Here is a 25375-nt window from a genome sequence, read left to right on the forward strand (position 1 = left end):
CAAAAAAGCGAAACTCCAATACCCTAATCCGAATATTTACGTACCGTCAGGGGTGCTTTGGAAGGCATCTGCCACACGCCGAAGGGTTTCGCTTAAAGGTCGGTACTGAAACTCAAGTACCTGCTCAATTTTGTGTCCGTCGTATTCGTACGCCGAACTGGCCGATCGTGCGGTTTCTCGCGTGATGAGTGGGGCCTTGCCCGTTAACCAAGCTCGCACAGCTTCTAATGGCCACAGCAACCGGGTCAACATAGGTGCCACTTCAACCGTGGGCGGACGTTTTCCCAGCGCTGCCGCTATCTGTTCTAACAACGAACGGTAAGGAATGGTGCCCCCATTCAGGATATAGCGCTCAGCGGTTATAGTTGACTGCATCAGCCCGACGAGTGCATTGGTTACGTCGAGTACATCGACATAGTTGACGAGACCAGCCGGATAAAACGGTTTTCCGTCGTTTACGTACTTAATCAATTGCAGACTACTGCGGCTCCAGTCCCCCACACCAAGCACAACCGACGGGTTAACCATCACAGCGTTCAGCCCTTCGGCTACGCCACGCCAAACTTCGAGTTCAGCGCGGTATTTTGTTTTGGCATAAGCTGAATTATTGGGCGACTCTTCCCATTTCTGGTTTTCTCTAATTATGATCGGTTGACCAGTCTTCTCTCCTTTTGCCGACGGTCGACCCAGAGCCGCTACCGAACTAACATAGCCCAGCTTTCTGATGCCGGCCTTTAGACAAACGTTAACGACGTTGGCCGTACCTTCCACATTAATGCGCTCCATTTGATTCCGATCTTTAGGAACAAACGAAACAATGGCAGCCGCATGAATCACGTCATGGTTAGGCTGAATCGCTGATTGAAGCGACGGAATATCCAGCACATCGCCTTCGTACCAGGTAATGCGGTCGGCCACATCAGCAAGTACGCCATAGCCACTGTCAGGGCGTTTGAGCGCTGAAACGAGATACCCCATTTCGAGATAACGCCGAGCAATGTGAGAACCAACGAAGCCAGTCGCACCAGTGATGAAGACCGGATTAGGTAAAGATGAGGTCATTCAGGATACGTTCAAGTGTAAGAAAGCCAGGGGCTTGTCGTTCACGAAGATCGGTTAGGAGTTGAAGGTAATTCGAATTGGCACCGATCGATGATGTCTTTAATGCTTTGCCGAACAATTTAATATCATCCGTGAAGCCATAAACCGATACGTCTATGCTGATTTGACGCGCATTCCATAGCAGAAAGGACTCTATGGCCTTATCAATGACAATGAGGTATTTATTAGAATCAGATTTTTGCTTCAAAAGCACTTTATTCTGTTCTAAAACGGTGTTGAAAGTCAGTAGGTAAGGCGGTACACGTTTATCGTTATCAACACATCCTATTCGTAAACCAGCGTTTTCCCGAGTTGCAGCTTCTTGCATTTCTTTAGCAACGTTTGGTATTCCGAAAATATGAACAACAAGCGAATGGTTGGCGACAAAAAGTTGAATTAATGCCGTATCTGCAAAGCACTCAGGCAGGATTTGCAGACTGGGCATTGGGTACAAATCGGTCGAGATTAAAAAATACGTCGGCGCTGTACTCCTGCACGAAACCGAGTTCTTCTGAAGTCAGGGCCTTGACCTTCGTCTCGTAGTTTTCGTAGTACGTGACGAATACGTTGAGTTGATCGTCGCTTAGGTTTGAAACCAGCGTTTGAAGTAAATACGGGCTATGCGTGGAGACAAAAAACTGATTCTCTTCACTATATATCATCCGATAGGCTATGTCTTGTGTATACGGTGGAAAGGAGTGCACTTCCGGCTCCTCAAAGATGATTACTGAATCTTTGTTAGACTCGATAGCTGTGATATAGAACATGAATCGCCGGAAGGTATCGGCGACGGAGAAGAAAGGAAATTTAGTAACATAAAAGCCTTCCTTCTTTTGTAGTTCAAAATTCTGGTCAAAATTTGACAAGACTAGCTCCAACCGCTGATCGGCAAACAGCTTGGCAAATTCGTCTTTCAAAGCTTCATTGCGGCTTATAACAGAAAACAGGTTGTTGCCATCTGGAGGTATCAAAAATGGAAAAGAACTTTCAGTAAAAGTTGTTAGTCCACCAAAGTCGTATTTCCTGACAAATCCAGGTTTGTATTTTGTTATATAATTTCCCTGTCCAGCAAATTGAGAAACCTTACCTTCTTTGGTTAAACTAAAGTGACGAAAGTTATGCCGAGAATAGCCTAAGGCTGCTTTCTCAGATTCATCTTCGTTTATTTGGATGTCTTCGGAGGATGCAATTCTTTTCGCACTATCAGAATCACCTAAGTAATATTCATAGCTAAAATCAGTATTGAACTCGTTTAAAATGATTGATGGTTTCGCCAAAGCCGCTGACAAGCTTGGCTGATCGCTTTCAACATAAATACCTTTCAGGACATCCTTATCATAAAAAAAATCTGACACTGTTTCATAGCGTGCAAATCCGCCCATGAACTTTCCTGTTCCATATTCTACCCCCAGCAACCCCAACCCCTCCAGAATATTCGACTTTCCTACGTTTGGCTTGCCGATGAAGACGTTCACGCGCTTGCAGTCAAGCCGCAGGTCTTTGATTGACTTGAAGTTTTTGATTTCGACCCAGTTGAGGAAATTATTCGTATTCGGCGTGTTGTTCTCCATAGCAGCCCGGTTTACTCTTGATGTAAACATAACAACGTTCGGGTCTGAATTGCTAATTTCGCACCCAAATAAGGTCTTAGGGTACGATTTCAGCCAGCTTCCTGTTGCCTGCTGAACCGTACACCCAAAACCGAAAGCTGAAAACCGACTTTATGTCTTTAGAAAATCCCCAACGCTATACCGTTACAGCGGCCCTCATCTACGCTAACGGGCCGATTCATATCGGCCACATTGCCGGATGCTACCTGCCCGCCGACATTTACGTGCGCTACCTCCGCTCGACCGGTAAAGATGTCGCTTTCATCAGCGGCACCGATGAGCATGGTGTACCCATCACCATTAAGGCTAAGAAAGAGGGGGTTACCCCACAGGAGGTTGTCGATAAGTATTACGTCCAGATTAAGAAAGCCTTCGAAGATTTTGGCATTTCGTTCGATATCTATTCGCGGACATCTAACCAGATTCACCACGAAACCTCGCAGGAGATCTTCCTCAACCTCTATAACAGCGGCAACTTCGATGAAGAGGTTACCGAGCAGTATTATGATGAAGTAGCCGGACAGTTTCTGGCCGACCGCTACATCGTGGGTACGTGCCCCGTTTGTGGGAACCCTAACGCTTATGGTGATCAATGCGAGCGCTGCGGCACGGCTTTGAGTCCTACCGAGTTGATTGAACCCCACTCTACCCTGTCGGGTTCGAAACCGGTGATGCGCTCGACCAAAAACTGGTTTTTGCCCCTCGACCGCATGCAGCCGCGCATTGAAGAATACGTCAATAGCCACACCGAGTGGAAAACGAACGTGTTCGGCCAATGTCAGTCGTGGCTGAAAGAAGGATTGAAGCCCCGCGCCATGACCCGGGACCTTGATTGGGGCATTAAGGTACCGCTGCCCGATGCGGAAGGTAAAGTACTTTATGTCTGGTTCGACGCACCTATCGGCTATATCTCCATGACTAAGGAGTGGGCGGAGCAGCAGGGCCGCGACTGGGAATTGTACTGGCGCGACGAGCACACCAAGCTGGTACACTTCATTGGTAAGGACAACATTGTCTTCCACTGCATCATCTTCCCCGCAATGCTGATGGCCGAAGGAAGCTATATCCTGGCCGACAATGTGCCCGCCAACGAGTTCATGAACCTCGAAGGCGACAAAATCAGCACCTCCAGAAACTGGGCTGTCTGGCTGCATGAGTACCTGGAAGAGCTACCGGGAAAACAGGACGTATTACGTTACGTCTTGGCTGCTAATGCTCCGGAGACGAAGGATAGCGAGTTTACGTGGAAAGATTTCCAGACGCGCAACAACGCTGAGCTAGTCGGCATTTTCGGCAACTTCGTTAACCGGGCGGTGGTGCTGACCCATAAATTCTGCGACGGTAAGGTTCCCGTCCGGGGCGATCTCTCGGACTATGATTTGCAGGTGCTGGATGAGTTGGCGGAGTTACCCGATCGCATCGGTCAGGCCATCGGGCAATACCGATTCCGGGAAGCCCTGAGCTACGTAATGGATATGGCCCGGCTCGGTAATAAATACCTGGCCGAAACCGAACCTTGGAAAACGGTCAAAACCGACCCACTGCGCGTTAATACAATCATGAACATCGCCCTGCAAATCACGGCGAACTTAGCGATTGTGTGCGAGCCGTTCCTACCCTTCACGGCCCAAAAGCTTTGTGATCAACTAACGATAAAAGATCGGCTCGATTGGCAGAATGCAGGTCGCGCCGATTTATTGGTTGAAGGCCACGAACTGGCACAGGGCGAGCTATTATTCGCTAAAATCGAAGACGACGAAATCAACAAACAGATTCAGAAATTACTGAATGCCAAACGCATGAATGAGTTAGAAACCAAGACCGTACCAGCTTTACGTAACGAAATTACTTACGACGATTTCGCCAAGATGGATATTCGTATCGGCACGATTACCGAAGCCGAACGGGTTCCAAAAAGTGATAAATTATTAAAGTTGAAAGTAGACGATGGCCTGGGCGGTCGGCAAATTCTGAGCGGCATTGCCAAACACTTTGCCCCTGAGGAAGTCATTGGCAAACAGGTGACGTTTCTGGCCAATTTAGCGCCCCGTAAAATGATGGGGCTGGAATCGCAGGGTATGATTCTGATGGCCGAAGACCGCGATGGTAAGCTGTCGCTCATCGCGCCGGGTGATGCCGTCTGGAATGGCGGAACAGTCTCGTAAACATCAGGAGTAAGTGAACTCAAAAAGCCGGAGGCTGTTGTTTTCGGCTTTTTTTGAACCTCCCCGGCTCGGTTGCTTGTTGCTGGCTTTACAGGTACTTTTACCAAAAACAGCGGTTGTTATGGAAACGGTAAAGAAACAACTTACTTCGAAATAAGATCTTGCCTGGTTCTTGAAAAGCAATTGCAGGCGCAGTTCCAAAAAGATTGTGAATCGGGTAAAGTTGACTTAATTATCAAGAGTGGCAAAAAAGTTAAACAGTAGCTATAATTTTTACCACGAAGAGGAGTGGGTAGGTGGCCCCGTTTAGTATCACTCTGCCTTTTGTTCATCCTCCGCCCGTAAAGCTCGTTTACGACTGCCAACAATTTTGCTATCCAGCGTTTTACTGTACAATCGTACGGGTTCGTTCACGTATAGATTATTCCCTGTATTACGGAGCTCGATTACCTCATATTCTACCACATCACCGATCTGGACAACCTGATAGAACGTTTTTTTAAAGCAGCGCCAGACCTTCCCCTTTTCGTCTGAGTACCCCCAGATGTCTTTTCTAGGAATTATTCTGCGCTCACCGGTACGTAGGGTGACCTTTATGTTTTTGCCCAGTATAAAACCACCTGGTTTTATTCGGGCCACCGAATCATCCGTCGCCTGATTAATATCCGTACTGGCATATAGGATTCGATTGGGTTGGGTTGTTAATACGGCGCTTGTCTTAGGGGAGCAGCCACCCAGCGTGACCAAGAAGATATAAAGTAGCTTTTTCATATATTCATCGGTAAAGCTGGTAAACTCATCTGACTTCCTTAAAGTTATACCAATCAACTCTTTTAGTTGGGTAGGCCTACATTTTTATAGCATGGTCAGTCTTTACGTCCTGCCCCGACCAGATTTTCTTCGATGTCCAGTCTGCCGACGATGACGACCAGAACGAATCAGACGCGGGTAAACCCAGCGGCAGAAAGGCTACGGAACACAAATACAGACTCCCTGTTGAGATATACGTTTCGCCAATAGCAGGCTGGTGACCACACAAACCAATCTGTAACCAGCCATTTTTATCAAAAGTCCCCGGTGCGTCCATCGTCTTGTGAATAACCGCCGTTAAAGCCGCCCGTACCTGACCAGGCGGTAGCTCCGGCGGCAGACTGTTTTGCAAGACCATCTGCGAGAGCAACTGAAACGCCCCACATCGGTAGGCCAGCGACCGCCCGAAGGCAGCAAATGAGCCATCCGGATTAATGAGCCGCTCCTGTATCTGAGCATAGCGCTGAGCGCGGGTTAGCAGGGTTTGGTACAAACTTTTATCGGCTTTTCCGGCGTCCATCAGCGTTTTAACTACATCCAGCAACATGGGCTGAATAACGTAGCTGTTGTAATTATCCCAGTGAAAATCGGGCCCATCGCCATAAGCCCCGTCGCCTTTATACCAGTTCAGGTGTTGTTTAATGGCGTAGTCCATACGGAGTTCGTCGCCGGAGCCGGTGAATTTTAACAAGGCCGCTTCGACTATAGCACTGAACAATAACCAGTTGTTGTAGCCTGGCTTAATGACTCGAGTCGATTGCAACGCCTTTACCAAATTAGCCTGCTCGGTGGGTTGTAAGCCATTCCATAGCTTAGGAGCGCGTAACAGCCCGTGGGCCAAAAAAGCCGCGTCGACCAAGGGCTGTCCATTTTTCGTAAAATTCAGATAATCCGGCGCTTTTGGATCAACTCCATTCGCAATGGATTTCCGAGTCATGTCTAGATACCGTTGCCGTAACTTACCTTCCGGCGAGTCATCGGCGTCCAGTTCAAGCCAGGGAGCGAGTCCAGCTACCGTTCGTCCGAGGGCTTCGAGGTGGGACACAGCTTTACGTCCCTCCTCCTGCCCTGGTGCCGACTCGACGGGCATCGTCGCTCTCAGGCGGTTCTGCGATAAGGCCGTGAGCACTGGGTCGACAACTTTCAGCAACGTGTCTAACCAGTAGGTTCGATCGTTAGCGCCAAGGCTGGTAGCCGACAACTTTACGTTAGTATCGCTCAACTGGCTCTGCGTGGCCCCAAAACTGATTGGCCATGCTGCTGCCAATCGGGTAAACGTTCTCCGTTTCATATTCTTCATACAAGCGGCTATGAAGCCGGGCAAGTACGTAGTAAAGCGAATGTTGAGCTGTTTTACTGATTATCTACTGACTCAACCGTAAAGAACAGTATTGCACGCACGGACCAACCCAATAATCGTCTGAATGATGAACCCGAGTGGAAACGTTCGCCCCTAAAATGCTGTTACTCCCTAAACTCGCCATCTTTGCTTTCCTGTGAACGAAGAACAAAAAAGCGGCCGAATCTTCGATCTGGCCATCTTACGCCGACTATATACCTTTGTTAAGCCGTATCAGACACGGTTTTATTTACTTATTCTCATTATTATGTTGGCGGCTTGCCTGGCTCCGCTGGCACCTCTACTGATTCGCTACACCATTGACAATGTTATTGCTACCGGCGATTATCAACGGCTGACAATCATGCTGGCGTTAATGATTGGTGTGCTGGTTGCCCAAGCAGTTATTCAATTCCTGAATACATATTTATCGGGTTGGCTAGGGCAGTATGTCATCCGTGACATCCGGGTGCAGCTCTATCACAAGATCTTACACTTACGCCTGAAATTCTTTGATAATACACCCATTGGCCGATTGGTGACCCGGTCGATTTCCGACGTTGAAACACTGGCCGACGTGTTTAGCGAAGGCATGGCGGCCATTGCTGGCGACATTCTGCAGTTGGTGTTGATCATCGGCGTAATGTTTTACACCGATTGGCGGCTGGCGGCCATCAGTCTGTCGACGATTCCGCTGATGCTGTTCAGCACATACGTCTTCAAAGAAAAAATCAAGAAATCGTTCAACGAAGTGCGGACGGCGGTGGCTAACCTGAACTCGTTTGTGCAGGAGCACATCACCGGGATGAACATTGTTCAGATTTTTGGTAGTGAGAAAATTGAAGCGGAGAAATTCAGGGTTATTAACGATGAACACCGGCAGGCTAACATCCGATCCATCTGGTATTACTCGGTGTATTATCCAGTTGCCGATATTATTTCCGCTGTTGCCGTTGGCTTAGTCGTTTGGTACGGTGCCAAACAGATTATTAACTCTGATATTACCTTCGGGACGGTCACGGCCTTTGTAATGTTCATTAACCTGTTTTTTCGGCCCATCCGGATGCTGGCCGACCGGTTCAATACGCTTCAGATGGGTATTGTCAGCACCGACCGGATCATTAAGCTACTGGACAGCGACGAGTTTACCAGCAACAACGGTACGTATGCCCCCGCTACGCTACGTGGCGAGGTAGCATTCGACCACGTCTGGTTTGCTTACAATAACGAAGATTATGTCTTACGCGATATTTCATTCCGGGTCAACGCTGGCGAAACGATCGCCTTTGTGGGGGCCACCGGCGCCGGAAAATCGTCAATTATCAATCTGTTGAGCCGGTTCTACGACATCAATAAAGGCGAGATTATGGTAGATGGCGTTGACGTTCATGAGTACGAACTGGGCCATTTACGCCGAAACATAGGTGTTGTTCTGCAAGACGTCTTTTTATTTTCTGACACAATCGAAAACAACATTACTCTTGGCGACAAGCGCATTACTCGCGGGAAAATTGTGGAAGCGGCTAAACTTGTTGGCGTCCACGAGTTTATAGAGCGCTTGCCGGGTGGCTACGAGTACAACGTTATGGAACGAGGCTCGACACTATCGGTGGGACAACGTCAGCTGATTTCGTTCGTGCGGGCCATGGTACAAGACCCTAAAATCATTGTGCTCGATGAGGCAACCTCCTCAGTTGATACCGAAACCGAAGAGATGATTCAGAATGCGATCAGTAAACTAATGAAAGGCCGAACCGCGATCGTGATTGCGCACCGACTATCTACAATTCAGAAAGCGGATAAGATTATTGTGGTTGACAAAGGGCGCATTGTTGAACAGGGTAACCACGAAGAACTACTACAGCGCGAAGGTTTCTACGCCAACCTCTACCGCATGCAATACAAAGAAGTAGTGTAGGTCGCTAACTTCTGAGTGCTTGTTCTTCATCATCTAAGCCAGCGCCGGTAATACCCTCTGTGATGATTTTATGGCCACCAACATCTGTGGTATCGTTCGTTGGCCCAGGGCCGCTACCGTCAATAGCGTAAGCGATGGAGTCGGCCAGATTGTCGGGGGTAATTTTGCCGCCAGCCGCTGGTTCTTCAACGTCTTTAGGGTATTGTTCGCCCGCTTGCTGATTGATGATTTGCTCATCGGCGTTTGGGTCGTTATCCATCACAGACGGAACGGCGCCGACAGATTGACGGCTTAGGTTACCGCCGGTCAACTCGCTGGAATCCGGATTGAAATAGCGCATGGTCATCATTGAGTTGGTTCGTCTCAATAACTTACGCAACGGCCCTGCTGTTTTAAAAAGGGCTATTCTTCGCCTAATTTTCGTACCAGAATTTTGTCGATCCGGCTCTTATCCATGTCCACAATCTCGAAATGATACGCTTGCCAAACAAAGGTTTCTCCTGTTTCGGGTATGTTTTTCAGAATGTGTAAAGCAAAGCCGCCCAATGTGTCAAACCCGGTGAGGTCGCGCCGGTTCTGGGCCGAAATATTTATCTCAAAATGCGACAGAAAATCTTCGAATGGAAGCTGAGCATCAATAAGAAAGCTACCATCTTCACGCTCTCGAATTTCATAATCCGGATAAACATCGTCGTTAATGTCGCCAACGAGTACGTCCAGGATGTCATTCAGCGTAACAACGCCTAATACCCCTCCATACTCGTCAACAATCACACCGACGTACTGCCGACGTTCGCGAAATCGCTCTAGCACCTGGTAAGCACGATTATTTTCTGGCACAAACAACGCATCTCGCTTGATGTCGTTTAGCCGAAGCAGCTCCGTGTCGAGGTCTTTGCCCAGAAAATCCTTTGTATAAATTAAGCCTACAACGTCATCTACTCCCCCATTACATAGCGGATAAACCGAGTGTTTGTATTCCAGAATCTTGGCCTTATTCTCACTTGGCTCATCTTCGAGATCAAGGTAAACGATCTCCTGCCGGTTGGTCATAAGCGACGTAATCTTACGATCGCCCAGTTGAAATACATTCTGAACAATCTCTTGCTCAATTTCTTCAATGGCACCGCCCGATGTTCCCTCCTGGATCAGACTTTTAATTTCTTCTTCGGTTACGGCGCTTTCATTTGGCCGAATCCTCAACAATTTAAGTAACAAATCACTCGATATCGTCAGCAGCGCAATAAACGGAGAGGTCAGCCGCGACAACACAATCATGGGCCTGGCCACGGTTTTAGCTATACCTTCCGGATTCGAAAGACCAATACGCTTAGGCACAAGTTCTCCAAAAACAAGAGACATATAGGTAAGTAACAACAAGACCAACACGACTGCAATCGAATGCGCGTAAGGACGTAGTATCTCAACTTGAGCGACGGCATTCTGAAAATCAGTGGTCAATTTGTCGCCCGAGAAAATACCTAACAGAATACCAATTAGGGTAATACCAATCTGAACTGTTGACAGGAACCGGTTTGGCGAATTGAATAAATCCAGTGCGGTCTGCGCCTGACGATCTCCACTCTTAGCAGCGGCTTCTAACTTGGATTTACGGGATGAGACTAAGGCGATTTCTGACATGGAAAACACCCCGTTCAGAATCGTTAATAAAAGAATTATAAGAAGTTCCACAAAGGGAGAAAGTTGGCTCGTTGCAAAAATACTAAACTCAATCTGTATGTAATGGGTTCAAATGTGCGACAGAGCGCTGGTTTTGCTACTTTTACAACTCGAACTCCCATTGCCCCCGATGATTGTTTTTATTAACGACCGCCCTATCCGGCTCGTTGGCCCCAAAGCCGCTGTTCAATTAACCAGCACGTCAGACCCGAAGACGTTTAAAGATTACGACCAGATTGTCGATGCCCGTCTGGAAGCCTTAAAAGAAGATATGTTGCACGGGCATCTGTTTGTGTTAAACGCCACGCCCGCAACCATTGAAAAACTTCTTCTCCTGCTTCAGAAGGCGGATGCCCATCGGCTTTTGTCCGTAACCTTGGGCTGCCTCAATAAGAGTGATTGCGAAACGGCAATAAAAAAACCGTTCAAAATCGTTAAGGCAGCCGGTGGTGTCGTGTTTAAGGGCAACAAACTGTTGCTAATGTTTCGGCGGGGCGTCTGGGATTTGCCAAAAGGTAAGTTAGACGACGGTGAATCGTCCAGACAGGGTGCCGCTCGCGAAGTAGAGGAAGAAACAGGAGTGCGCGTATCAGTAGGCGAACGCATCTGTACAACCTGGCATACCTACGCGCTCAATGGCAACCGCATCCTCAAACGTACCAAATGGTACCGCATGGGTGTAGTCGACGATAGCCGTATGGCTCCACAAGAAGATGAGGATATTGAAAAGCTCGCCTGGCTCGACCGTCGCGAGACACAACTGGCACTTACCAATTCGTTTAGTTCTATACGGTACGTAATCGAAGAAGTTAACAAACTCGTAAGTAAGTAGCCAGCAATGTGCCTGGCGTTTAAATTACTTACAACGCTAGGCACTCACAGCTTATAGGGCAGAAACTCATCAACGTGCTGCCCGTAGCGATGCAGATCGCGAATTATGCTTGAGCTGATGGGTGCTAAGTGGGGGGAGGTAATCAGAAACACCGTTTCGATATCTTCGTTTACGTACCGGTTAACCTGCGAAATACCATTCTCGTATTCGAAGTCGGTCGTGTTACGCAGCCCACGGAGTAAGAACCTGGCCCCCACGTTGCGCGCAACATTAGCCGTTAGGTCGTCATAGCTGACTACCCGTACGTTAGGCTGCGTTTTGAAGGCTTCCTCAATGAGCCGCATTATCTGCTCCAGCGGAAAATAGCGTTCCTTGCGGGCGTTTCGTCCGATACCGATAACGATTTCGTCGAACAGGTTTAAACCACGTAACACAATATCTTCGTGGCCTTTGGTAAACGGATCAAACGAACCGGGGAATAGAGCGATGCGCTTCATAACGGGCAATTGGGCGAATTGGTTGGAGTGTAAAGTAACGCCGAAAACCAATCCGCTCCGTAACCAACTCGTTTATTCGCTCATTAAACCAAGTCCGTATAAGCTTAGATACCGGTGTTCCGGTAACTCATCGAACTCGTCGGCTAGTACCAATCCTTGGGGGAAGTGACCGAATGTTAAATGGGGCAGAAATCGGCTAAGTTCAGTGTAGCGCTCGGCAAAAGGCGTAATCTCTCCGTAGAGCACTACGTTAGCAGCTTCAGGCGTTACCTTTTGCTCGTCCAGTACATACAAAATATAATAGGCCAGATCTTGTACATTCTTGTACCCAAAGCGATTACAATAGCGCAATTGATGTTCCCGTCGGTAGATGACGGTTATAAATTCATCTTCAAAGTAGAGATACACATTATGGGGCGTCAGTATGTGCCGATTCAGATCGGCGGTGGCCGCAATGAGTGCCCCAGTTTGATGAACGTATGTAAGCGGTTGGAGCGGGTAAACCTCCGAGAAATAGTCGGCTAGTGGATGTTCCAGATTGAACACGGACAGAAACCCTTCGGCTTCGTGCGTATATGCCTGCGCAAACTCGTGAGGAGGTAATGCACTTCCGCGCATAAGCGCCAAGTAGCTACCAGCGTATTCTTTTCGGAAAAGCGGTTTCGGAACGAGCGTAAACGACGGTGAGTTAACGCTGACACGAATCTCCTGCCATGGCCCAGCCGACAACACAGAATGCTCACGAAATACCTCCGGCAAGACGCTAATCAATGGTCGATCCGTCAACAGAGACGGGAATGTATAATCTTCCAGGTAGCTACCCCGGCGACGGGAGTCCTGGACTAAAAATCGAAACCGATCACGGCCAACTTCCAGACATAATACGGACTTGGTAGTATCCGTTACGTCAAACGAATCAGAACGGATAGTTACAGTTGGCGCGAGGGTCACAGTGATTTGCACAGATTCAGAGCAACTAATGTTATTAAAATAAGTAGGAAGATAAACATACAAAAAAAACAGGCAATCTATGCTCCTACCCATTAAATACTGACAAAACCAGCAAAAGGTTATGGATGCAGATAACCCCGGAGCTGGAAAACGTCATCGAGCGAATTACAGTGCTGAAACAAGGTATGTACTTCTTCGGGCGGGTAACTCTTGATTTCGTCGAAGCTCATTAACTGAACGTCTTCGATAATCTGCTCATCGAGTCCCATTTCGGGATCGCTTCCCAGCCGAAGTGTTCCGCCCGTTGCCTGCACCTCGAAAAACAATTCCATAGCGTGCAAAGGGGGCTGCATAAATTCGTTTACGAACAGCAGGTCACCGATCTTGACCTCCAGGCCGGTTTCCTCCGAAAATTCACGAACCAATGCGTCGGGAGCAGTCTCGCCAAACTGGGCTCCTCCACCCGGCGGACACCAGAACGTATCGGTGATGCCGATACCCCGATGCCGAACCATGAGCAGGCGGTCTCCTTCCCGATAAAGGCCACACACGCGCAGTCGTAGCCGGTTTCCGTATAATTTTAGCACCTCCTGACGGGATGAATCAACCCCGGGCTTTTCCAATACCTGTGTCACACGCCTTTAATTTGGGACACAAAGGTACGAGATTTACGAATTATGAGAGATACTTAGCGTCTATACATCAATAAGGGCTCCCCGAAATGTAACTCTCCAGCGAATCAATTCGGGTTTTCTGATCACGTATGATAGATGTCACTACGTCGTTGATTGAGATGATACCTATCAGCTCGCCTTCGTCCATAACGGGCAAGTGACGGATGTGTCTATCTGACATGATGATCATGCATTCCTCCAGGCTTTGCTCGGGCTTGATGGTAATCACGTTTGCAGTCATAACATCAGCAACGGGTGTATCATCAGAATGTCGCCCTTTCAGCACGATTTTACGGGCGTAGTCACGCTCGGAGAAAATACCTGTCAGTTGACCATCGTCTACGACTAATACAGCTCCAATGTTTTTATCCGCCATGAGCTTGAGCGCGTCCAGAACGGTTTCATCGGAGGAGACGGTATAGAGGGCATTAATGCTTTTACCTTGTAATATCTGGCGAATTTTCATGAGGTTATAGGATTTAGTGAAGCTTGAAAGTAAGAAAAAAAGGAAGATATACTTACGTTGGCTTACAGAAAAATCAAATTATTCGACTTTAATGATTAGCTTGTTCTTCCTTTTTCTTCGGTTTGTTTTACTTGTCCCTTTGCCTGCTTTTTTGTATCTTAGAAGCATGAACGAAACCCAAACGGCCGCGCATTTATTGGCCAAACGCTTCCCTTATAAACCTACACCCGGTCAGGAGCAATTTTTCGAGCAGATCGGAGCGTTCATCACCCACGAAGATTTTGAACATTACCGCGATTGCTTTCTGCTCCGTGGCTACGCCGGTACCGGTAAAACCACATTAGTTGGAACACTTATAAAAGTATTACCTCGCTTTGGTTATAAATCGGTGTTATTGGCCCCAACCGGCCGGGCGGCTAAGGTGATGTCTAATTATGCCAAGAAACCAGCGCAGACAATCCATCGCAAAATATATCGCCAGGTAGCCGATCCGGGCTCGGGCACATTGGCGTTTCAACGGCAGAAGAACTACCACGAAGACACGCTCTTTATCGTTGATGAAGCCTCGATGATTTCGGATGAGGCTGACTTTGGCGGTAAAGGTTTGCTAACTGATCTGATTGAATACGTTTTCGAGAACGCGGGCAACAAACTTCTGCTTGTAGGCGATACGGCTCAGTTGCCCCCCGTGGGTCGGGAGCTAAGCCCGGCGCTCGATCGCGGTTTTCTGGCCAGCGCATTTGATATGAAGGTCTACGAACAGGAGCTGACCGAAGTTATGCGTCAGGACGAAGAATCGGGTATCCTTTACAATGCAACCGGCCTGCGGATGCTGCTGAACGAATCCAATCCTGGCGACGGTCCTAAAGCGGTTGGCTTCGATGCGCTGCTGAGCGATAAGCCCAGTTCTTCGCCGACCGAGGCTCCCGAAATTAAGCTAAACGTACGCTCGTTTGGTGATATTTATAAAATGCCACTCAACAAGCTCGAAGATGGCATCCAGTACGCCTACAACAAATACGGTCGTGAGAACACGGTCATTCTGTGTCGGTCGAATAAAACCGCCGTGCAGTATAACCAGTTTGTTCGGCGCATGATTGACCAGTGCGAAGAAGAACTCGACGCAGGCGATATGCTGATGATTGCCCGCAACAACTATACAACCCTGGACGAAGACTCACCGGCCGGATTCCTGGCCAATGGCGAATTTGCCGAAGTGCTCAAGATTCGCAATAAGGAAGAGATGCACGGGTTTCGGTTTGCTACGGTTACGCTACGTTTAGTAGATTATGAGGAGCAGCCCGACTTCGATGCGAAAATCATGCTCGATACGCTTCATTCGCCCGTGCCGTCGCTAACGTCGGATCAGTACAAGGCGCTGTATGAGAGCGTAATGAAGGATTACTTTTACATAAAAAGCAAGAAAGAGCGAGCTGAAGCCATCCGGCGCGATCCATACCTGAATGCGCTGCAAGTAAAGTTTGCGTATGCTTTAACGTGCCATAAAGCGCAGGGGGGCCAGTGGAGTGCCGTTTTTGTCGATCAGGGGTTTCTGCGCGAGGGTCAGGTTAATGATGAATTCGTGCGTTGGTTATACACCGCCTTAACGCGAGCCACCGACGAAGCCTTTCTGATGAATTTTAACCCGCAGTTTTTTGGATGAAGTGTTAACCAAGCTTTGTTTTAAAGACTAGCTAAAAGGACTTTAGCGAATGAAATTACAGAAATTCTATATTTCCGCGAGTTCATTCGCTAAAGTCCTTTTAGAGCCTATATAGATAGATTGGTCTCTTATTGTTGCATACCTGACTGAGGCATGTAATACATTTTGCCTTCAGCCGTAACGAAACATAAAGGCCCTATTGTAACTGGCCCGAGACCGGGACTTTGCCACACTTTTTTACTCGTGTTAACATCGTAAGCAGCAACCGCAGAATTGGCAATTGTACCAGCCTGAACGTAAATTTTTGACCCTACGACTAAAGGATACCTAGCCGGAGGGAGTTCCAGATCGATTTCCCAACGCAACCCGCCCGTAGTTGCGTCTAAAACCTGAAGTCTGGCCGAAGGGTAACCCGTTCCATTTGGTTTATCGACAACTATTGCAATTGTATTTCCGTCGGCGCTCATAGATTCTGCCCGTATAGGGCCTACTGATGGAGTATATTTCCACTTTTGGTTTCCTGTGCTTTGATCAACTGCAACAAGTGCATATGTGGTCCCCTTACCACCGTTATACAGAGGTGTGATGTTGTATATCAACCCGTTAAGCAGAGTCGGATAGTTTCCCCTTGCACTTGAACTTGTCCATAACAACTTTTTAGTCGATATCGAATAACCCTGCAGGCCACCGTCCAAGGTATAATCTGCGTTTGGCAGGCTTACAAAATTATTAACTACCAACGGATTACCAGGTGACCCTGCCACACTCAGCGGAAACGACTGGGTCTGCCGTCCTGTGGAGACGTCAACGCTAAACAGTTTATTACTAAAATCTGATGATGTTGTACAGAAATAGAGTGAATTATTATTGATGACTAAGCTATTCTGCGTAACGTTTCTCTCACCTAAAGCCCTGACATCGAGTTGCCAAAGCAGTGTTCCGGTTGTCGCATCAAGTGCTTGGATATAAGGATCTGCCTGATTGAATACGACGTTGTTAACACTCAATGGGTAGGAGTAAAATGAATTCCCACCTGAAACGTATTTCCCGCTCCACTTCTCCTTCCCATCTATTAGACTTATGGCCCTTGCCTGATAGCCGCCCACTACAAAAAGATTACCAGCTACTACACCACCTCCTGAGGTGGGTGCCCCATAGGTAGCCAGATTAGTTGTTTTCCAAGCCAATGAGCCATCATCAGCATTGATTGCATAAGCTTCTGAATCATAAAATAACAGCAGATTTTTTCCAACACCTGTCGTTTGTGTTGCCGATTGAGTCGGCGTGATACTGGCGGTATCGCCGTAAACAATAGTTGTTGCCGTTTGTGCAAAAGCACGGTAATATAACCGACTTCCGGTCAGCGCTGGGGTAACCGTAAACGTGTAGGGAAACGCGGTAATTGTTCTATCCAAAACTTCATATTGAGCAGTAGGGAGCTCACGAATATTTGAGGCACAGATGCCGTATTTCAAAATAGGCTCATCGCCTAATTCTGTGATTGCGGCAGCTATAGCGACTTGCCCGTTTGTGGCTTTTACAGCCGTGCCTGTTTGAACTTTAGGTGGTTTCAGGTTTGGGTTATCCCCAGCAGCCATCACGTAAGCTTCATAAACTACATTTTCGACAATGTCATAACTCAGCCAGATGTAGCCGTTATTAGCCCAATGTTCACTCCATGAGTTTTGTACCTTAAAGGCTTTTCGCGTATCGTCATAACCAACCAGTACCATAGCGTGCCCACCCGCTGGACTGGAGCTTGTATAGGTTTTCCAGATGAACTCACCCGTTGCGTTTTTCTCCCGTAATTGTGTAAAATTGTCATCCAACCGGGCAGCAATAATAATTGGGTAATCGAAATAGAGATACCGCCGAAATGTACTTGTCTGTATGTTGATGCGCCCCCAGGTTTTTATTTTATAAGCTGACGCTTTCTGGCGCTGGTCGGCGGTGGGTTGGGTCGAGCAGTCCTTTTCGCTATAGGGCATGTCTTTTAGCGTACATACGCCTGTATTCTGCACGAAATCAAGCACTTTGTTGAGATAAGAGCCTGATGAACAACCACCATTATTGGTCAGGTTATAAACGAAAGCCGGACTAAAAATACTTTCGGAATTTAACGTGCCATCGGTATTTTTATAAGGCGTATTTTTAGCCACTCTGTTAAAATAGCTTCGGGCGGCATAGGCCACTGCCCAAGCCGTACATGACCCCTGAATTCCCTGCATACCCACAGGCGGCATACTGGCCGACAGGTCATAACTGAGAGGCAAATTAGGGTCTTTTGAACTAGCCCCTAACCGTCCGCCTGCCACAGGGTCAGGCAAGAGAGCAATTTTTTCGTACTCCGTTTTTTCGAGCAATTGAGCCCCTAAGCCTACATTAACACCAGGCTTTATAGGTTCTTGATTAGTAGTTGGTGGAGCTGGCGTAACCGGCTCGTCCGCCTTCTTACACTGCACAAGCAATCCGCTGACAAAAAGCGGCAACAGAAAAACTCGCAAAGCGGGGCGTAATTGTTTAAACATAGGTGGGTGAGGGTAGAGAAGTTATGTACTTATAATGTTTTGAAGGATACGTTCTGAATATGACAATTACTAGGAACGTCCGAATAGGTAGCTATGCTGATGCTTTTGTAAGGAGTGAACCAACCAGATGTAAACTGCGTATTCTGACATTGGTAATACAGGTCGTTGTCTAAATATATTTGCGTTAGGATGCCCGTCGCGCTAGGTCTAACTACTGTTCGAAGCGTATGCAACCGATTATCCAATACGGATTTATCCCGTTTGTTAATTGAGGGCGTCATGGCGTAGTCCCAGAGCGCTATACCGTAGGCTGGCTGTGAGCTTAACAAACCTATGTATGTATAACCGTTGTCGCTGTTAAGCTTTAAATAAACACGCTTTTCTGTTGTGCCTGAAAATTCGAAGGAACACTCGAAGCCGCCCGTCATATCAATCTGACGACTGATGGGTACCTCCGAACCAGCTTTGGCGGGGGCAGTTAGATCGACCCCTCCATTTGCAATGGCTGCATTATTTAGTTTTCCCAGTGGTACGTTAGAATCGGCAAAGTTGCCAATGCTTATTGTAGAGGTGGAACCAACATTGGACTGTACATCAAGTGCACGAGTGGCCAATTCGGCATTTCCGGTCACGGCTACATCTGTAATGCATTCCTCCAGTATAGTTGGATCTGTAACACCTTTAGTTCGACAGGCTTGTTCCGCCTGACTTCTCTGACTGCTACTAATGGTGACATCTTTTTTGGGGAAGCTACTATCGGTGAAGGTCGCGGAGGTTTGTCCATTTAGATAAACAAAATTCGACGCCACCGGATCGATCCGCCAGCCGTTGGCGTAGGCTGGGTACAGGTTAGCATAGTCGGTAACTACGGCCGTGCCATTTGGTAGTGCTACGTCGTTTTTATTGTTACCATCGAAATTTCCCATTAAGCCGATTAGCTTACCCGACCGGGAAGCACTTGGCCGAACGTAATAATCAATGCTCGTATCGTATAGGATAATTCGTACGTTATCACCCTGCCCAGTTTTGACCGTAACTGTATTTCTACCTGTATAAGGGTCAACATAGCGGTTTAGTTGTCCACCGTTCGACAGACCCTGATCTGTTTTGGATATCCCTATTAGGGTTTTGTTTACATAAATTTGATTCGGTGGATAGATACTCACAACGTCGTTACCTGTATTAATTGCCAACCCAGTAGTGAACGATACTGACCCATCGCTGCTCAACGATTTTAGTTCTTGCTGGCGTGCCTGTACCTCAAACTTATCCGTAGTCGATTTAGTCACAGTAAACTCACCAGCACCTCTGAAAGCATAAGTAGCGTTATCATACGTAGCAAAATGGGGGTCACCTGTACTACGTCCCTGCGGCTTATCGACAACTGCATTCGGCAACTCGTTCACGCTCTGAACAGACGCGACAGGACTATAGGCAGCTCCGTTAACATTAGAGGCAAAAGCCCGCACCGAGTAGGCGGTGCCTGGGGTCAGATCGGTCAGGATAGACGATAGTGATAACGGAGCCGAACCCAAAGCAGCTCCAAGTTCACGTTTGTTATTGGCAAGAGTAGGCGTTGGGGTTTCTGCCGTTTTGCTCCAGACAAAGCCCCACTGAATAATAGGGCCACCATTATTTTCGATGATGTTGGTGCAACTAACCGAAGCCGCCCGAGTAAGTACTAATCCCACAGTTGGTGCAGTAGGTAGCAAAGGCACCGTTGCCGTTTTTATTTGCACCACTGGTCCATATGCCGTTCCGACAGAGTTAATCGCGTAAGGACGAATATAATACGTGGTATTATTTTCCAGATTTGTAAGTTGATCTGTAAGCGAAAGCGGAAAAGGACCGGTAGTCGCACCGAGTTCTGTTTTGTTATCAGACAGAGTAGGTTGAGCATTTGTTTTACTCCAAACATGCCCTCGCTGACTAATCGCGCTACCACCATTATCCTTAATAACACTAGTCACAGATACCGATGTGGCAGTAAGACTGCCACTAATTGGCAGTGTGCTTGCATCGAATACAGGCGCTGTTAATGGTGGCGTATCGTTGTCCTTTTTACACCCAAGAAGTAATATACTAATAAGAAGCGACCAAAAAAAAGGTCGTAGTTCAAAACGTAGTAGTTGACTCATACAGAAAATGGTGTGGATAGAAACTGAAAGCTTTACAGTCTGATAGTATGCTAACTTTCACAGATAAGCACACTTTTATCGTTGGGCAAATATTATATTTATGCAAATACTAGACACATTTCAGCCTTTCGTTTAATTTCCCGTTTCATTCCGTTTTTCTTTCGGTTCATTACTGTCCACTTCCCATTAGTTTCCGCTTTTTTGTCAGTATGGAAGCACATGAAAAATCACTTATCGATAATCAAATTATTTCCCTTCGTGAGGGTATCAAGGCAAAATATAGGCAGTACCATCTGACCAATCAGGACCGATATCCAGAATTTGATTACAACACCAACCGGGCTAACTACGAGCCCCTGCGGGACTCCTTCGATGAAGAGTTTTATAACGTAAGGGGCTACGACCGCGAGACTTCCACCATTAGTATTCCCAGCATAAACACGTTGGCGCTACTGTTCACTAACGACAGCTATATGCCGGGGAAAAAAATCCTGAATACTTGCCGGTCCTACGCAGAGGGACCTACGCAGTTTGTCGCCAGCCCTGAGGTACCGGTTTCCGTTCTACCTCAACAATCGGCACAGGCTAAATTCGTCAACCGGCGATTGGCAGGCAGACTTATGGGTGTACTGATTCTTGGCGTATTGCTGTACATCGGGCTGAGGGTGTTTGCGCCCGTTGCTAGTGGCTTAGTCATCATACGCCCTGCGCATTGGAGTATCGTCCCTCAGGAATTGATCATTGAAGGTAAAGTAACCGACGCCGAAATCGTGTGGATGGTGGTTCACCCAACAATAAGTCCAACGTACTATGTTCAACCACCTAGTAAAGTACAAGATAACGGTTCTTGGATAGGTGTCATCTACGTTGGAGGTCCTAACCACGGACCTGACAGCCTTATATATCAAATACAGGCGGTTGTTAATCCAACCAAAGAACTCCATTCAGGGGAGGTGCTATCTTCCTGGCCTGAAGCAGAGCTTTCTTCGCAAATTGTGGAAGTAATCAGAGGCCCCAAACGTAACTAAGCCGACATTAACCTCTTCGTTGCCCAACCTTATGGAGCCGTCAGACAAGTCCATTACCGCCACCGACATGAGTGTGGTGCGGGAGGGCATCAAACGCCGGTATACCCAATACCACACGATCAATCGGGACAAATACCCCGCTATCGAATTCAATTCAAACCGGGTAAATTACCAACCACTTAGAGACTCTTTTGAGGAAGAGTTCTTCGAGGTACGGCAAATCGACCGGGTGAACAATCGCCTGCACATTCCCAGCTTAAACACCTTTGCTCAACTTTTCACCAACGATGAGTACATACCGAGTCGGAAGATCTTTAACACCTGCCGCTCATACGCCCAGGGCTACACGCTACAACCTGATGTCAATTGGACCGAACCAACAGCAACGGTGGCCCAGTTTAAGGGTAAACCACGCCCGTGGTTTCTAATCGGCAGTGTGGCCACTTTAGTCGTCATTATGTGCGTTCTAGCTGCCTACTGGGTATTAAAACTGAAATCACAAGCTAGTGAGTTGGTTATTCTCAGTCATCATACTGGGCAGGTGGCCTCTCAAAAAATTCAGCTAGAAGGCCGCGTAAAGAATGCAGACGTAGTTTGGATTGTAGTTCATCCCTTGGGGAAAGATCAAAAGTTTTATGTACAGGATCCTGTTCCTGTGAAGGCCGATGGCACCTGGAAAGGGCTTATTTTTGTAGGTATGCCCAACCATCAGTCCGATGGCTTCCGCTTTACAATAAGAGCTTATGTACGCCCAGGTGGTTCATACAAAGCCCTTTTTGCTGAAGAACGGTATGAATTTGACTCGTGGCCTGAGGAAGCTGAACTTTCAACGGAATCAATCGTTGTTATCAGAGGTCCATATAAAACGGATAAAAAGCAATGACCATCGAATGGATTATTAGTGCTTGTGTTGGCGTCGGCCTGGCTGCTTGTTGCGGCTTCCGGATATTCGTGCCACTGCTGATTGCCAGCGCAGCTACTAAGCTGGGCCTCATCGGTCCAGTCAACAATTTCGAGTGGCTCAGTGCCTGGCCGACGCTCATTGGCCTCTCGGTGGCAACTGTCTTCGAGATCGGCGCTTACTACATCCCCTGGCTCGACAACCTACTCGATACGTTAGCCACTCCGGTGTCGGTCATTGCCGGTACCTTACTCAGTACGTCATTCCTGCATATCGATAACCCTATTTTGCACTGGGGTCTTGGCCTGATGCTGGGTGGGGGCTCAGCGGGTATTGTTCAGGCCGGAACAAGTCTGTTACGTCTCGGCTCGACAGCCACTACGGGTGGCGTGGCCAATCCCGCTGTGGCTACGGGTGAAAACATTGCGTCGCTTGGCTTATCGCTGCTGACGGTGCTGCTTCCGCTGGTAGCCGCTGTCGTAATCGCTATAGTCTTACTATTTATTATTGGTCGGCTGGTTGCCCGACGAAAAATCTGGTTTACTCGTCCCAGCAAGCAACCGCAGGCGGGTGGATCGATCAGTCAGATTCCCCGCAGCAGCAACGGCCGGTCGTGAGACACCAACTAATCAAGCTTATTTCATAAAAAAAGGGACTGCTTGCACGAGCAGTCCCTTTTTTTATGAGTTACCCGAAGGTTACAAGCTGGCTACCGTCCGACGAACGAAGGCCGTCAGATCAGAGCCAGTAAGCATGTTCTGAGCCAGTAGAGCTAGATCATACACCTGTTTTACTAACGCTTTCTGGGCCTCGCCATCTGTTTCGGCCAGGATTTTGCCGATGAGTGGGTGGTTCGCGTTCACCACTACGTTGTAACCGACCGGGAGATTACCGTAGAACGACTGCTCACCCGATAGAGCCGACATATCCTTCATCCGGCGCATAAATTCAGGTTGCGTAATGGTAACGGGCAGTTCGTCGGTGGGTTGCGCTTCTATACTAACTGTCAGCGACTTGTTATTCAGCACCTGCTCAAAGACGTCTTTAAGCTTTGTCCGCTCGTCTTCCGACAGAACGCTTTCGTTGTTCAGCCCTTTATCGATTAGCTTATCAAGTGTGTCGGCATCCACGCGTACGAAATGGACTTTCTCCATTTTGTACTCCAGGGCATTAATGAAGTGCGGGTCGATAACGTTATCCATCAAGAGCACATCATAACCACGTCGAACCGCCGATTCAATGTAAGCATCTTGTTGCTTACGATCCGTAGTATACAGCAACACCAGCGTTTCGTTTTTATCCGTCTGGTTGGCCTGGATCTTCTCGCGATACTCATCCAGCGTCGCGTAACTGCCGTCCGTATTTTTGAGCAGCACAAAGTTTTTAGCTTTTTCCCAGAACTTGTCGTCGCTCAGGATACCGTATTTAATGAACAGCCCGATGTCGTCGAACTTCTCTTCGAAGGCCTTGCGATCGGCGTTGAACAGGTCGTTGAGCTTGTCCGCGACTTTACGGGTGATATAACCATTAATTTTTTTAACGTTCGCATCGGCTTGCAGGAAGCTCCGCGATACGTTGAGCGGAATGTCGGGCGAGTCAATCACGCCATGTAGCATCATCAGGAAGTCAGGCACTACGTCCTTCACTTCATCGGTAATGAACACCTGACGACTATACAGTTGAATCTTTTCGCGCTGAAACCGCAGTTCGTTTTTGATCCGTGGGAAGTACAGAATACCCGTGAGGTTGAACGGATAATCCACGTTCAGGTGAATCCAGAACAGCGGCTCTTCACTCATGGGATACAACTCCCGGTAGAATGTCTTGTAATCTTCGTCGGTCAGGTCAGACGGCGCTTTAGTCCAGATCGGTGTTGTATTATTGACGGTCTGCCCATCAAACTCAACCGGAACGGGTAAGAAGCGGGCGTATTTGTCGAGAATGCCCCGTAACCGCCCTTTATCCAGGAACTCCTCCGAATCCTGAGCAATGTGTAGGATAACATCGGTTCCGCGCTCAGTTCGTTCGGCGGGCGTTAATTCAAATTCGGTCGACCCATCGCAAATCCAACGGGCTGACTCAGCGCCCTCCCTATACGACCTCGTAACGATTTCAACTTTCTCAGCCACCATAAACGCTGAGTAAAAGCCTAATCCAAAGTGGCCGATGATCTGGCCTTTGTCGTCAGTTTTGTCTTTATATTTTTCCAGAAAGTCGGTAGCTCCCGAGAAGGCAATCTGGTTAATATACTTCTTAATCTCATCGGCGGTCATACCGATGCCGTTGTCGCTGATGGTAATAGTTTTGGCTTCTTCGTTGAGTGCGACGGTCACTTTCAGATCACCGAGTTCACCGCCAAATTCACCAAATGACGAAAGTTGACGTAACTTTTGCGTAGCATCAACGGCATTAGAAACTAGCTCGCGCAGGAAAATTTCGTGGTCAGAATAGAGAAACTTCTTGATAATTGGGAAGATATTCTCAGTATGGATTGAAATCTGGCCTTTTTCGTTTTGTACGGCTTCCATAAGTAATAAGTGCGTAAGGGAGTAATTGCCTATAAACTGCTACCGGGCGGGCAACAAATCTTGTTCCAGCGGGGTTTTGACTGACATATTGACAGAATTTATGGTTGTAGACTTACCTTACAACCAATTGATACCAGGAAGGGTCTACGTAAAAAAAGACGATTATGAGACTATTGACATGCCTGATACTGGCAGTCCTGTTGGGTTGCCAATCAGAAAAATTCACCCAAGGTCCTGAGCAAGAAATACTCGCTGTTATTACGGGCAACAGTCTGCCCGTGGATGGGTGCGAAGAATCCGTGCGAATTGATTCGGTAAATAACGGAGCTACTTCAACTGTGCGGTATAAACCAACAGCAAGTTCTTTGCCTATTTTGCAGGGTGCCTTGAACAGTGTTCCTGCAGACCAGCGTTACGCGGCTGAGATACCGGTTCTGATTCGGTTTTACAAAACCGGTCGACAAGTAGAACTAGAATGTGGCTGGGGAAGCCGCCCGAAGGTTGATGAGATCGAAATTCTTAAAATAACGCAACGTTGACAAACAG

General features: G+C 47.7%; 22 protein-coding genes. 8 read left to right on the forward strand and 14 right to left on the reverse strand.

All coding sequences use genetic code 11. From position 1 onward, the window contains the following. Positions 1–36: 36 nt before the first annotated feature. The 3 genes from ACFSUS_RS06170 to ACFSUS_RS06180 are packed head-to-tail and all read right to left on the reverse strand — an operon-like array spanning position 37 to position 2672. Positions 37–1062, reverse strand: coding sequence for an NAD-dependent epimerase/dehydratase family protein (locus ACFSUS_RS06170; protein ID WP_381520593.1), 1026 nt, complete (start codon positions 1060–1062; stop codon positions 37–39). Next, on the reverse strand, positions 1043–1546 hold the full coding sequence (locus ACFSUS_RS06175; protein ID WP_381520596.1) for a hypothetical protein: 504 nt from the start codon (positions 1544–1546) through the stop codon (positions 1043–1045). The genes ACFSUS_RS06170 and ACFSUS_RS06175 overlap by 20 nt, the downstream gene beginning before the upstream one ends. After that, the gene (locus ACFSUS_RS06180; protein ID WP_381520599.1) at positions 1521–2672 is read right to left on the reverse strand and encodes an AAA family ATPase; all 1152 of its coding nucleotides are present in this window, start codon (positions 2670–2672) and stop codon (positions 1521–1523) included. The genes ACFSUS_RS06175 and ACFSUS_RS06180 overlap by 26 nt, the downstream gene beginning before the upstream one ends. Before the next feature lie 152 nt (positions 2673–2824). Here ACFSUS_RS06180 and metG point away from each other — a divergent pair, with 152 nt between their 5' ends. Further along, positions 2825–4876: a methionine--tRNA ligase gene (metG, locus tag ACFSUS_RS06185; protein ID WP_381520601.1), complete on the forward strand. Its 2052-nt coding sequence runs from the start codon at positions 2825–2827 to the stop codon at positions 4874–4876. Positions 4877–5188: 312 nt separating this feature from the next. Here the strand turns inward: metG and ACFSUS_RS06190 are convergent, their stop codons facing one another. Together ACFSUS_RS06190 and ACFSUS_RS06195 are read right to left on the reverse strand one after the other, a co-directional pair. After that, a complete protein-coding gene (locus ACFSUS_RS06190; RefSeq protein ID WP_381520604.1) occupies positions 5189–5647 on the reverse strand; it encodes a hypothetical protein in 459 nt (152 codons plus the stop codon). Between the two features lie 76 nt (positions 5648–5723). Then, on the reverse strand, positions 5724–6977 hold the full coding sequence (locus ACFSUS_RS06195; protein WP_381521290.1) for a DUF2264 domain-containing protein: 1254 nt from the start codon (positions 6975–6977) through the stop codon (positions 5724–5726). 205 nt (positions 6978–7182) lie between these two features. Between ACFSUS_RS06195 and ACFSUS_RS06200 the strand changes: the two genes are divergently transcribed. After that, positions 7183–8943, forward strand: coding sequence for an ABC transporter ATP-binding protein (locus ACFSUS_RS06200; RefSeq protein ID WP_381520607.1), 1761 nt, complete (start codon positions 7183–7185; stop codon positions 8941–8943). A 4-nt stretch (positions 8944–8947) separates the two neighbouring features. On the opposite strand, the gene ACFSUS_RS06205 is transcribed toward ACFSUS_RS06200, so the two are convergent. Both ACFSUS_RS06205 and ACFSUS_RS06210 read right to left on the reverse strand, forming a co-directional pair. After that, complete coding sequence (locus ACFSUS_RS06205; protein WP_381520610.1) at positions 8948–9292, reverse strand: hypothetical protein; 345 nt, start codon at positions 9290–9292, stop codon at positions 8948–8950. 53 nt (positions 9293–9345) lie between these two features. Then, a complete protein-coding gene (locus ACFSUS_RS06210) occupies positions 9346–10635 on the reverse strand; it encodes a hemolysin family protein (RefSeq protein ID WP_381520613.1) in 1290 nt (429 codons plus the stop codon). A 118-nt stretch (positions 10636–10753) separates the two neighbouring features. On the opposite strand from ACFSUS_RS06210, the gene ACFSUS_RS06215 reads away from it, so the two are divergent. Beyond that, positions 10754–11455, forward strand: a complete 702-nt coding sequence (locus ACFSUS_RS06215) for an NUDIX hydrolase (protein ID WP_381520615.1) — start codon at positions 10754–10756, stop codon at positions 11453–11455. A 44-nt stretch (positions 11456–11499) separates the two neighbouring features. On the opposite strand, the gene coaD is transcribed toward ACFSUS_RS06215, so the two are convergent. From coaD to ACFSUS_RS06235, 4 genes are all read right to left on the reverse strand, one after another. Next, complete coding sequence (coaD, locus tag ACFSUS_RS06220; RefSeq protein ID WP_381520618.1) at positions 11500–11952, reverse strand: pantetheine-phosphate adenylyltransferase; 453 nt, start codon at positions 11950–11952, stop codon at positions 11500–11502. A 72-nt stretch (positions 11953–12024) separates the two neighbouring features. After that, positions 12025–12915 (reverse strand): DUF3822 family protein, encoded by an 891-nt coding sequence (locus ACFSUS_RS06225; protein ID WP_381520620.1) that lies wholly within the window; start codon positions 12913–12915, stop codon positions 12025–12027. 107 nt (positions 12916–13022) lie between these two features. Then, positions 13023–13538, reverse strand: coding sequence for an NUDIX domain-containing protein (locus ACFSUS_RS06230; RefSeq protein WP_381520624.1), 516 nt, complete (start codon positions 13536–13538; stop codon positions 13023–13025). Positions 13539–13605: 67 nt separating this feature from the next. After that, on the reverse strand, positions 13606–14043 hold the full coding sequence (locus tag ACFSUS_RS06235) for a CBS domain-containing protein (RefSeq protein WP_381520626.1): 438 nt from the start codon (positions 14041–14043) through the stop codon (positions 13606–13608). A gap of 166 nt (positions 14044–14209) precedes the next feature. Between ACFSUS_RS06235 and ACFSUS_RS06240 the strand changes: the two genes are divergently transcribed. After that, entirely contained in the window at positions 14210–15706 is a 1497-nt protein-coding gene (locus tag ACFSUS_RS06240; protein WP_381520630.1) for an ATP-dependent DNA helicase, read from the forward strand. A 128-nt stretch (positions 15707–15834) separates the two neighbouring features. Here the strand turns inward: ACFSUS_RS06240 and ACFSUS_RS06245 are convergent, their stop codons facing one another. Further along, positions 15835–18234 carry an outer membrane protein assembly factor BamB family protein gene (locus ACFSUS_RS06245; RefSeq protein ID WP_381520633.1) on the reverse strand — a complete coding sequence of 800 codons (2400 nt, stop codon included), beginning with the start codon at positions 18232–18234 and terminating at the stop codon, positions 15835–15837. 29 nt (positions 18235–18263) lie between these two features. Continuing rightward, entirely contained in the window at positions 18264–20204 is a 1941-nt protein-coding gene (locus ACFSUS_RS06250; protein ID WP_381520635.1) for a VWD domain-containing protein, read from the reverse strand. A gap of 377 nt (positions 20205–20581) precedes the next feature. Here ACFSUS_RS06250 and ACFSUS_RS06255 point away from each other — a divergent pair, with 377 nt between their 5' ends. Genes ACFSUS_RS06255 through ACFSUS_RS06265 form a run of 3 tightly spaced genes read left to right on the forward strand, consistent with a single transcriptional unit; the run spans position 20582 to position 22918 of the window. Beyond that, positions 20582–21400 carry a hypothetical protein gene (locus ACFSUS_RS06255; protein ID WP_381520638.1) on the forward strand — a complete coding sequence of 273 codons (819 nt, stop codon included), beginning with the start codon at positions 20582–20584 and terminating at the stop codon, positions 21398–21400. A 31-nt stretch (positions 21401–21431) separates the two neighbouring features. After that, positions 21432–22283 (forward strand): hypothetical protein, encoded by an 852-nt coding sequence (locus tag ACFSUS_RS06260; RefSeq protein WP_381520640.1) that lies wholly within the window; start codon positions 21432–21434, stop codon positions 22281–22283. Beyond that, positions 22280–22918, forward strand: a complete 639-nt coding sequence (locus ACFSUS_RS06265; protein ID WP_381520642.1) for a DUF4126 domain-containing protein — start codon at positions 22280–22282, stop codon at positions 22916–22918. Before ACFSUS_RS06260 ends, ACFSUS_RS06265 begins: the two co-directional genes overlap by 4 nt. A gap of 81 nt (positions 22919–22999) precedes the next feature. On the opposite strand, the gene htpG is transcribed toward ACFSUS_RS06265, so the two are convergent. Further along, positions 23000–24829 (reverse strand): molecular chaperone HtpG, encoded by a 1830-nt coding sequence (gene htpG / locus ACFSUS_RS06270; protein ID WP_381520645.1) that lies wholly within the window; start codon positions 24827–24829, stop codon positions 23000–23002. 164 nt (positions 24830–24993) lie between these two features. Here htpG and ACFSUS_RS06275 point away from each other — a divergent pair, with 164 nt between their 5' ends. Then, positions 24994–25368 (forward strand): hypothetical protein, encoded by a 375-nt coding sequence (locus tag ACFSUS_RS06275; protein ID WP_381520648.1) that lies wholly within the window; start codon positions 24994–24996, stop codon positions 25366–25368. Positions 25369–25375: the final 7 nt, after the last annotated feature.

The sequence above is a fragment of the Spirosoma soli genome (assembly GCF_042684525.1).
Classification (GTDB): Bacteria; Bacteroidota; Bacteroidia; order Cytophagales; family Spirosomataceae; genus Spirosoma; species Spirosoma soli.

Excerpts from the sequence above, each read along its gene's own strand:
- ACFSUS_RS06215 (WP_381520615.1), top strand. The coding sequence starts at position 10,754 with ATGATTGTTTTTATTAACGACCGCCCTATCCGGCTCGTTGGCCCCAAA.
- ACFSUS_RS06235 (WP_381520626.1), bottom strand. The coding sequence starts at position 14,043 with ATGAAAATTCGCCAGATATTACAAGGTAAAAGCATTAATGCCCTCTAT.
- ACFSUS_RS06195 (WP_381521290.1), bottom strand. The coding sequence starts at position 6,977 with ATGAAACGGAGAACGTTTACCCGATTGGCAGCAGCATGGCCAATCAGT.
- coaD (WP_381520618.1), bottom strand. The coding sequence starts at position 11,952 with ATGAAGCGCATCGCTCTATTCCCCGGTTCGTTTGATCCGTTTACCAAA.
- ACFSUS_RS06180 (WP_381520599.1), bottom strand. The coding sequence starts at position 2,672 with ATGGAGAACAACACGCCGAATACGAATAATTTCCTCAACTGGGTCGAA.
- ACFSUS_RS06170 (WP_381520593.1), bottom strand. The coding sequence starts at position 1,062 with ATGACCTCATCTTTACCTAATCCGGTCTTCATCACTGGTGCGACTGGC.
- ACFSUS_RS06265 (WP_381520642.1), top strand. The coding sequence starts at position 22,280 with ATGACCATCGAATGGATTATTAGTGCTTGTGTTGGCGTCGGCCTGGCT.
- ACFSUS_RS06190 (WP_381520604.1), bottom strand. The coding sequence starts at position 5,647 with ATGAAAAAGCTACTTTATATCTTCTTGGTCACGCTGGGTGGCTGCTCC.
- metG (WP_381520601.1), top strand. The coding sequence starts at position 2,825 with ATGTCTTTAGAAAATCCCCAACGCTATACCGTTACAGCGGCCCTCATC.
- ACFSUS_RS06255 (WP_381520638.1), top strand. The coding sequence starts at position 20,582 with ATGGAAGCACATGAAAAATCACTTATCGATAATCAAATTATTTCCCTT.
- ACFSUS_RS06275 (WP_381520648.1), top strand. The coding sequence starts at position 24,994 with ATGAGACTATTGACATGCCTGATACTGGCAGTCCTGTTGGGTTGCCAA.
- ACFSUS_RS06175 (WP_381520596.1), bottom strand. The coding sequence starts at position 1,546 with ATGCCCAGTCTGCAAATCCTGCCTGAGTGCTTTGCAGATACGGCATTA.
- ACFSUS_RS06240 (WP_381520630.1), top strand. The coding sequence starts at position 14,210 with ATGAACGAAACCCAAACGGCCGCGCATTTATTGGCCAAACGCTTCCCT.
- htpG (WP_381520645.1), bottom strand. The coding sequence starts at position 24,829 with ATGGAAGCCGTACAAAACGAAAAAGGCCAGATTTCAATCCATACTGAG.
- ACFSUS_RS06205 (WP_381520610.1), bottom strand. The coding sequence starts at position 9,292 with ATGATGACCATGCGCTATTTCAATCCGGATTCCAGCGAGTTGACCGGC.
- ACFSUS_RS06245 (WP_381520633.1), bottom strand. The coding sequence starts at position 18,234 with ATGTTTAAACAATTACGCCCCGCTTTGCGAGTTTTTCTGTTGCCGCTT.
- ACFSUS_RS06260 (WP_381520640.1), top strand. The coding sequence starts at position 21,432 with ATGGAGCCGTCAGACAAGTCCATTACCGCCACCGACATGAGTGTGGTG.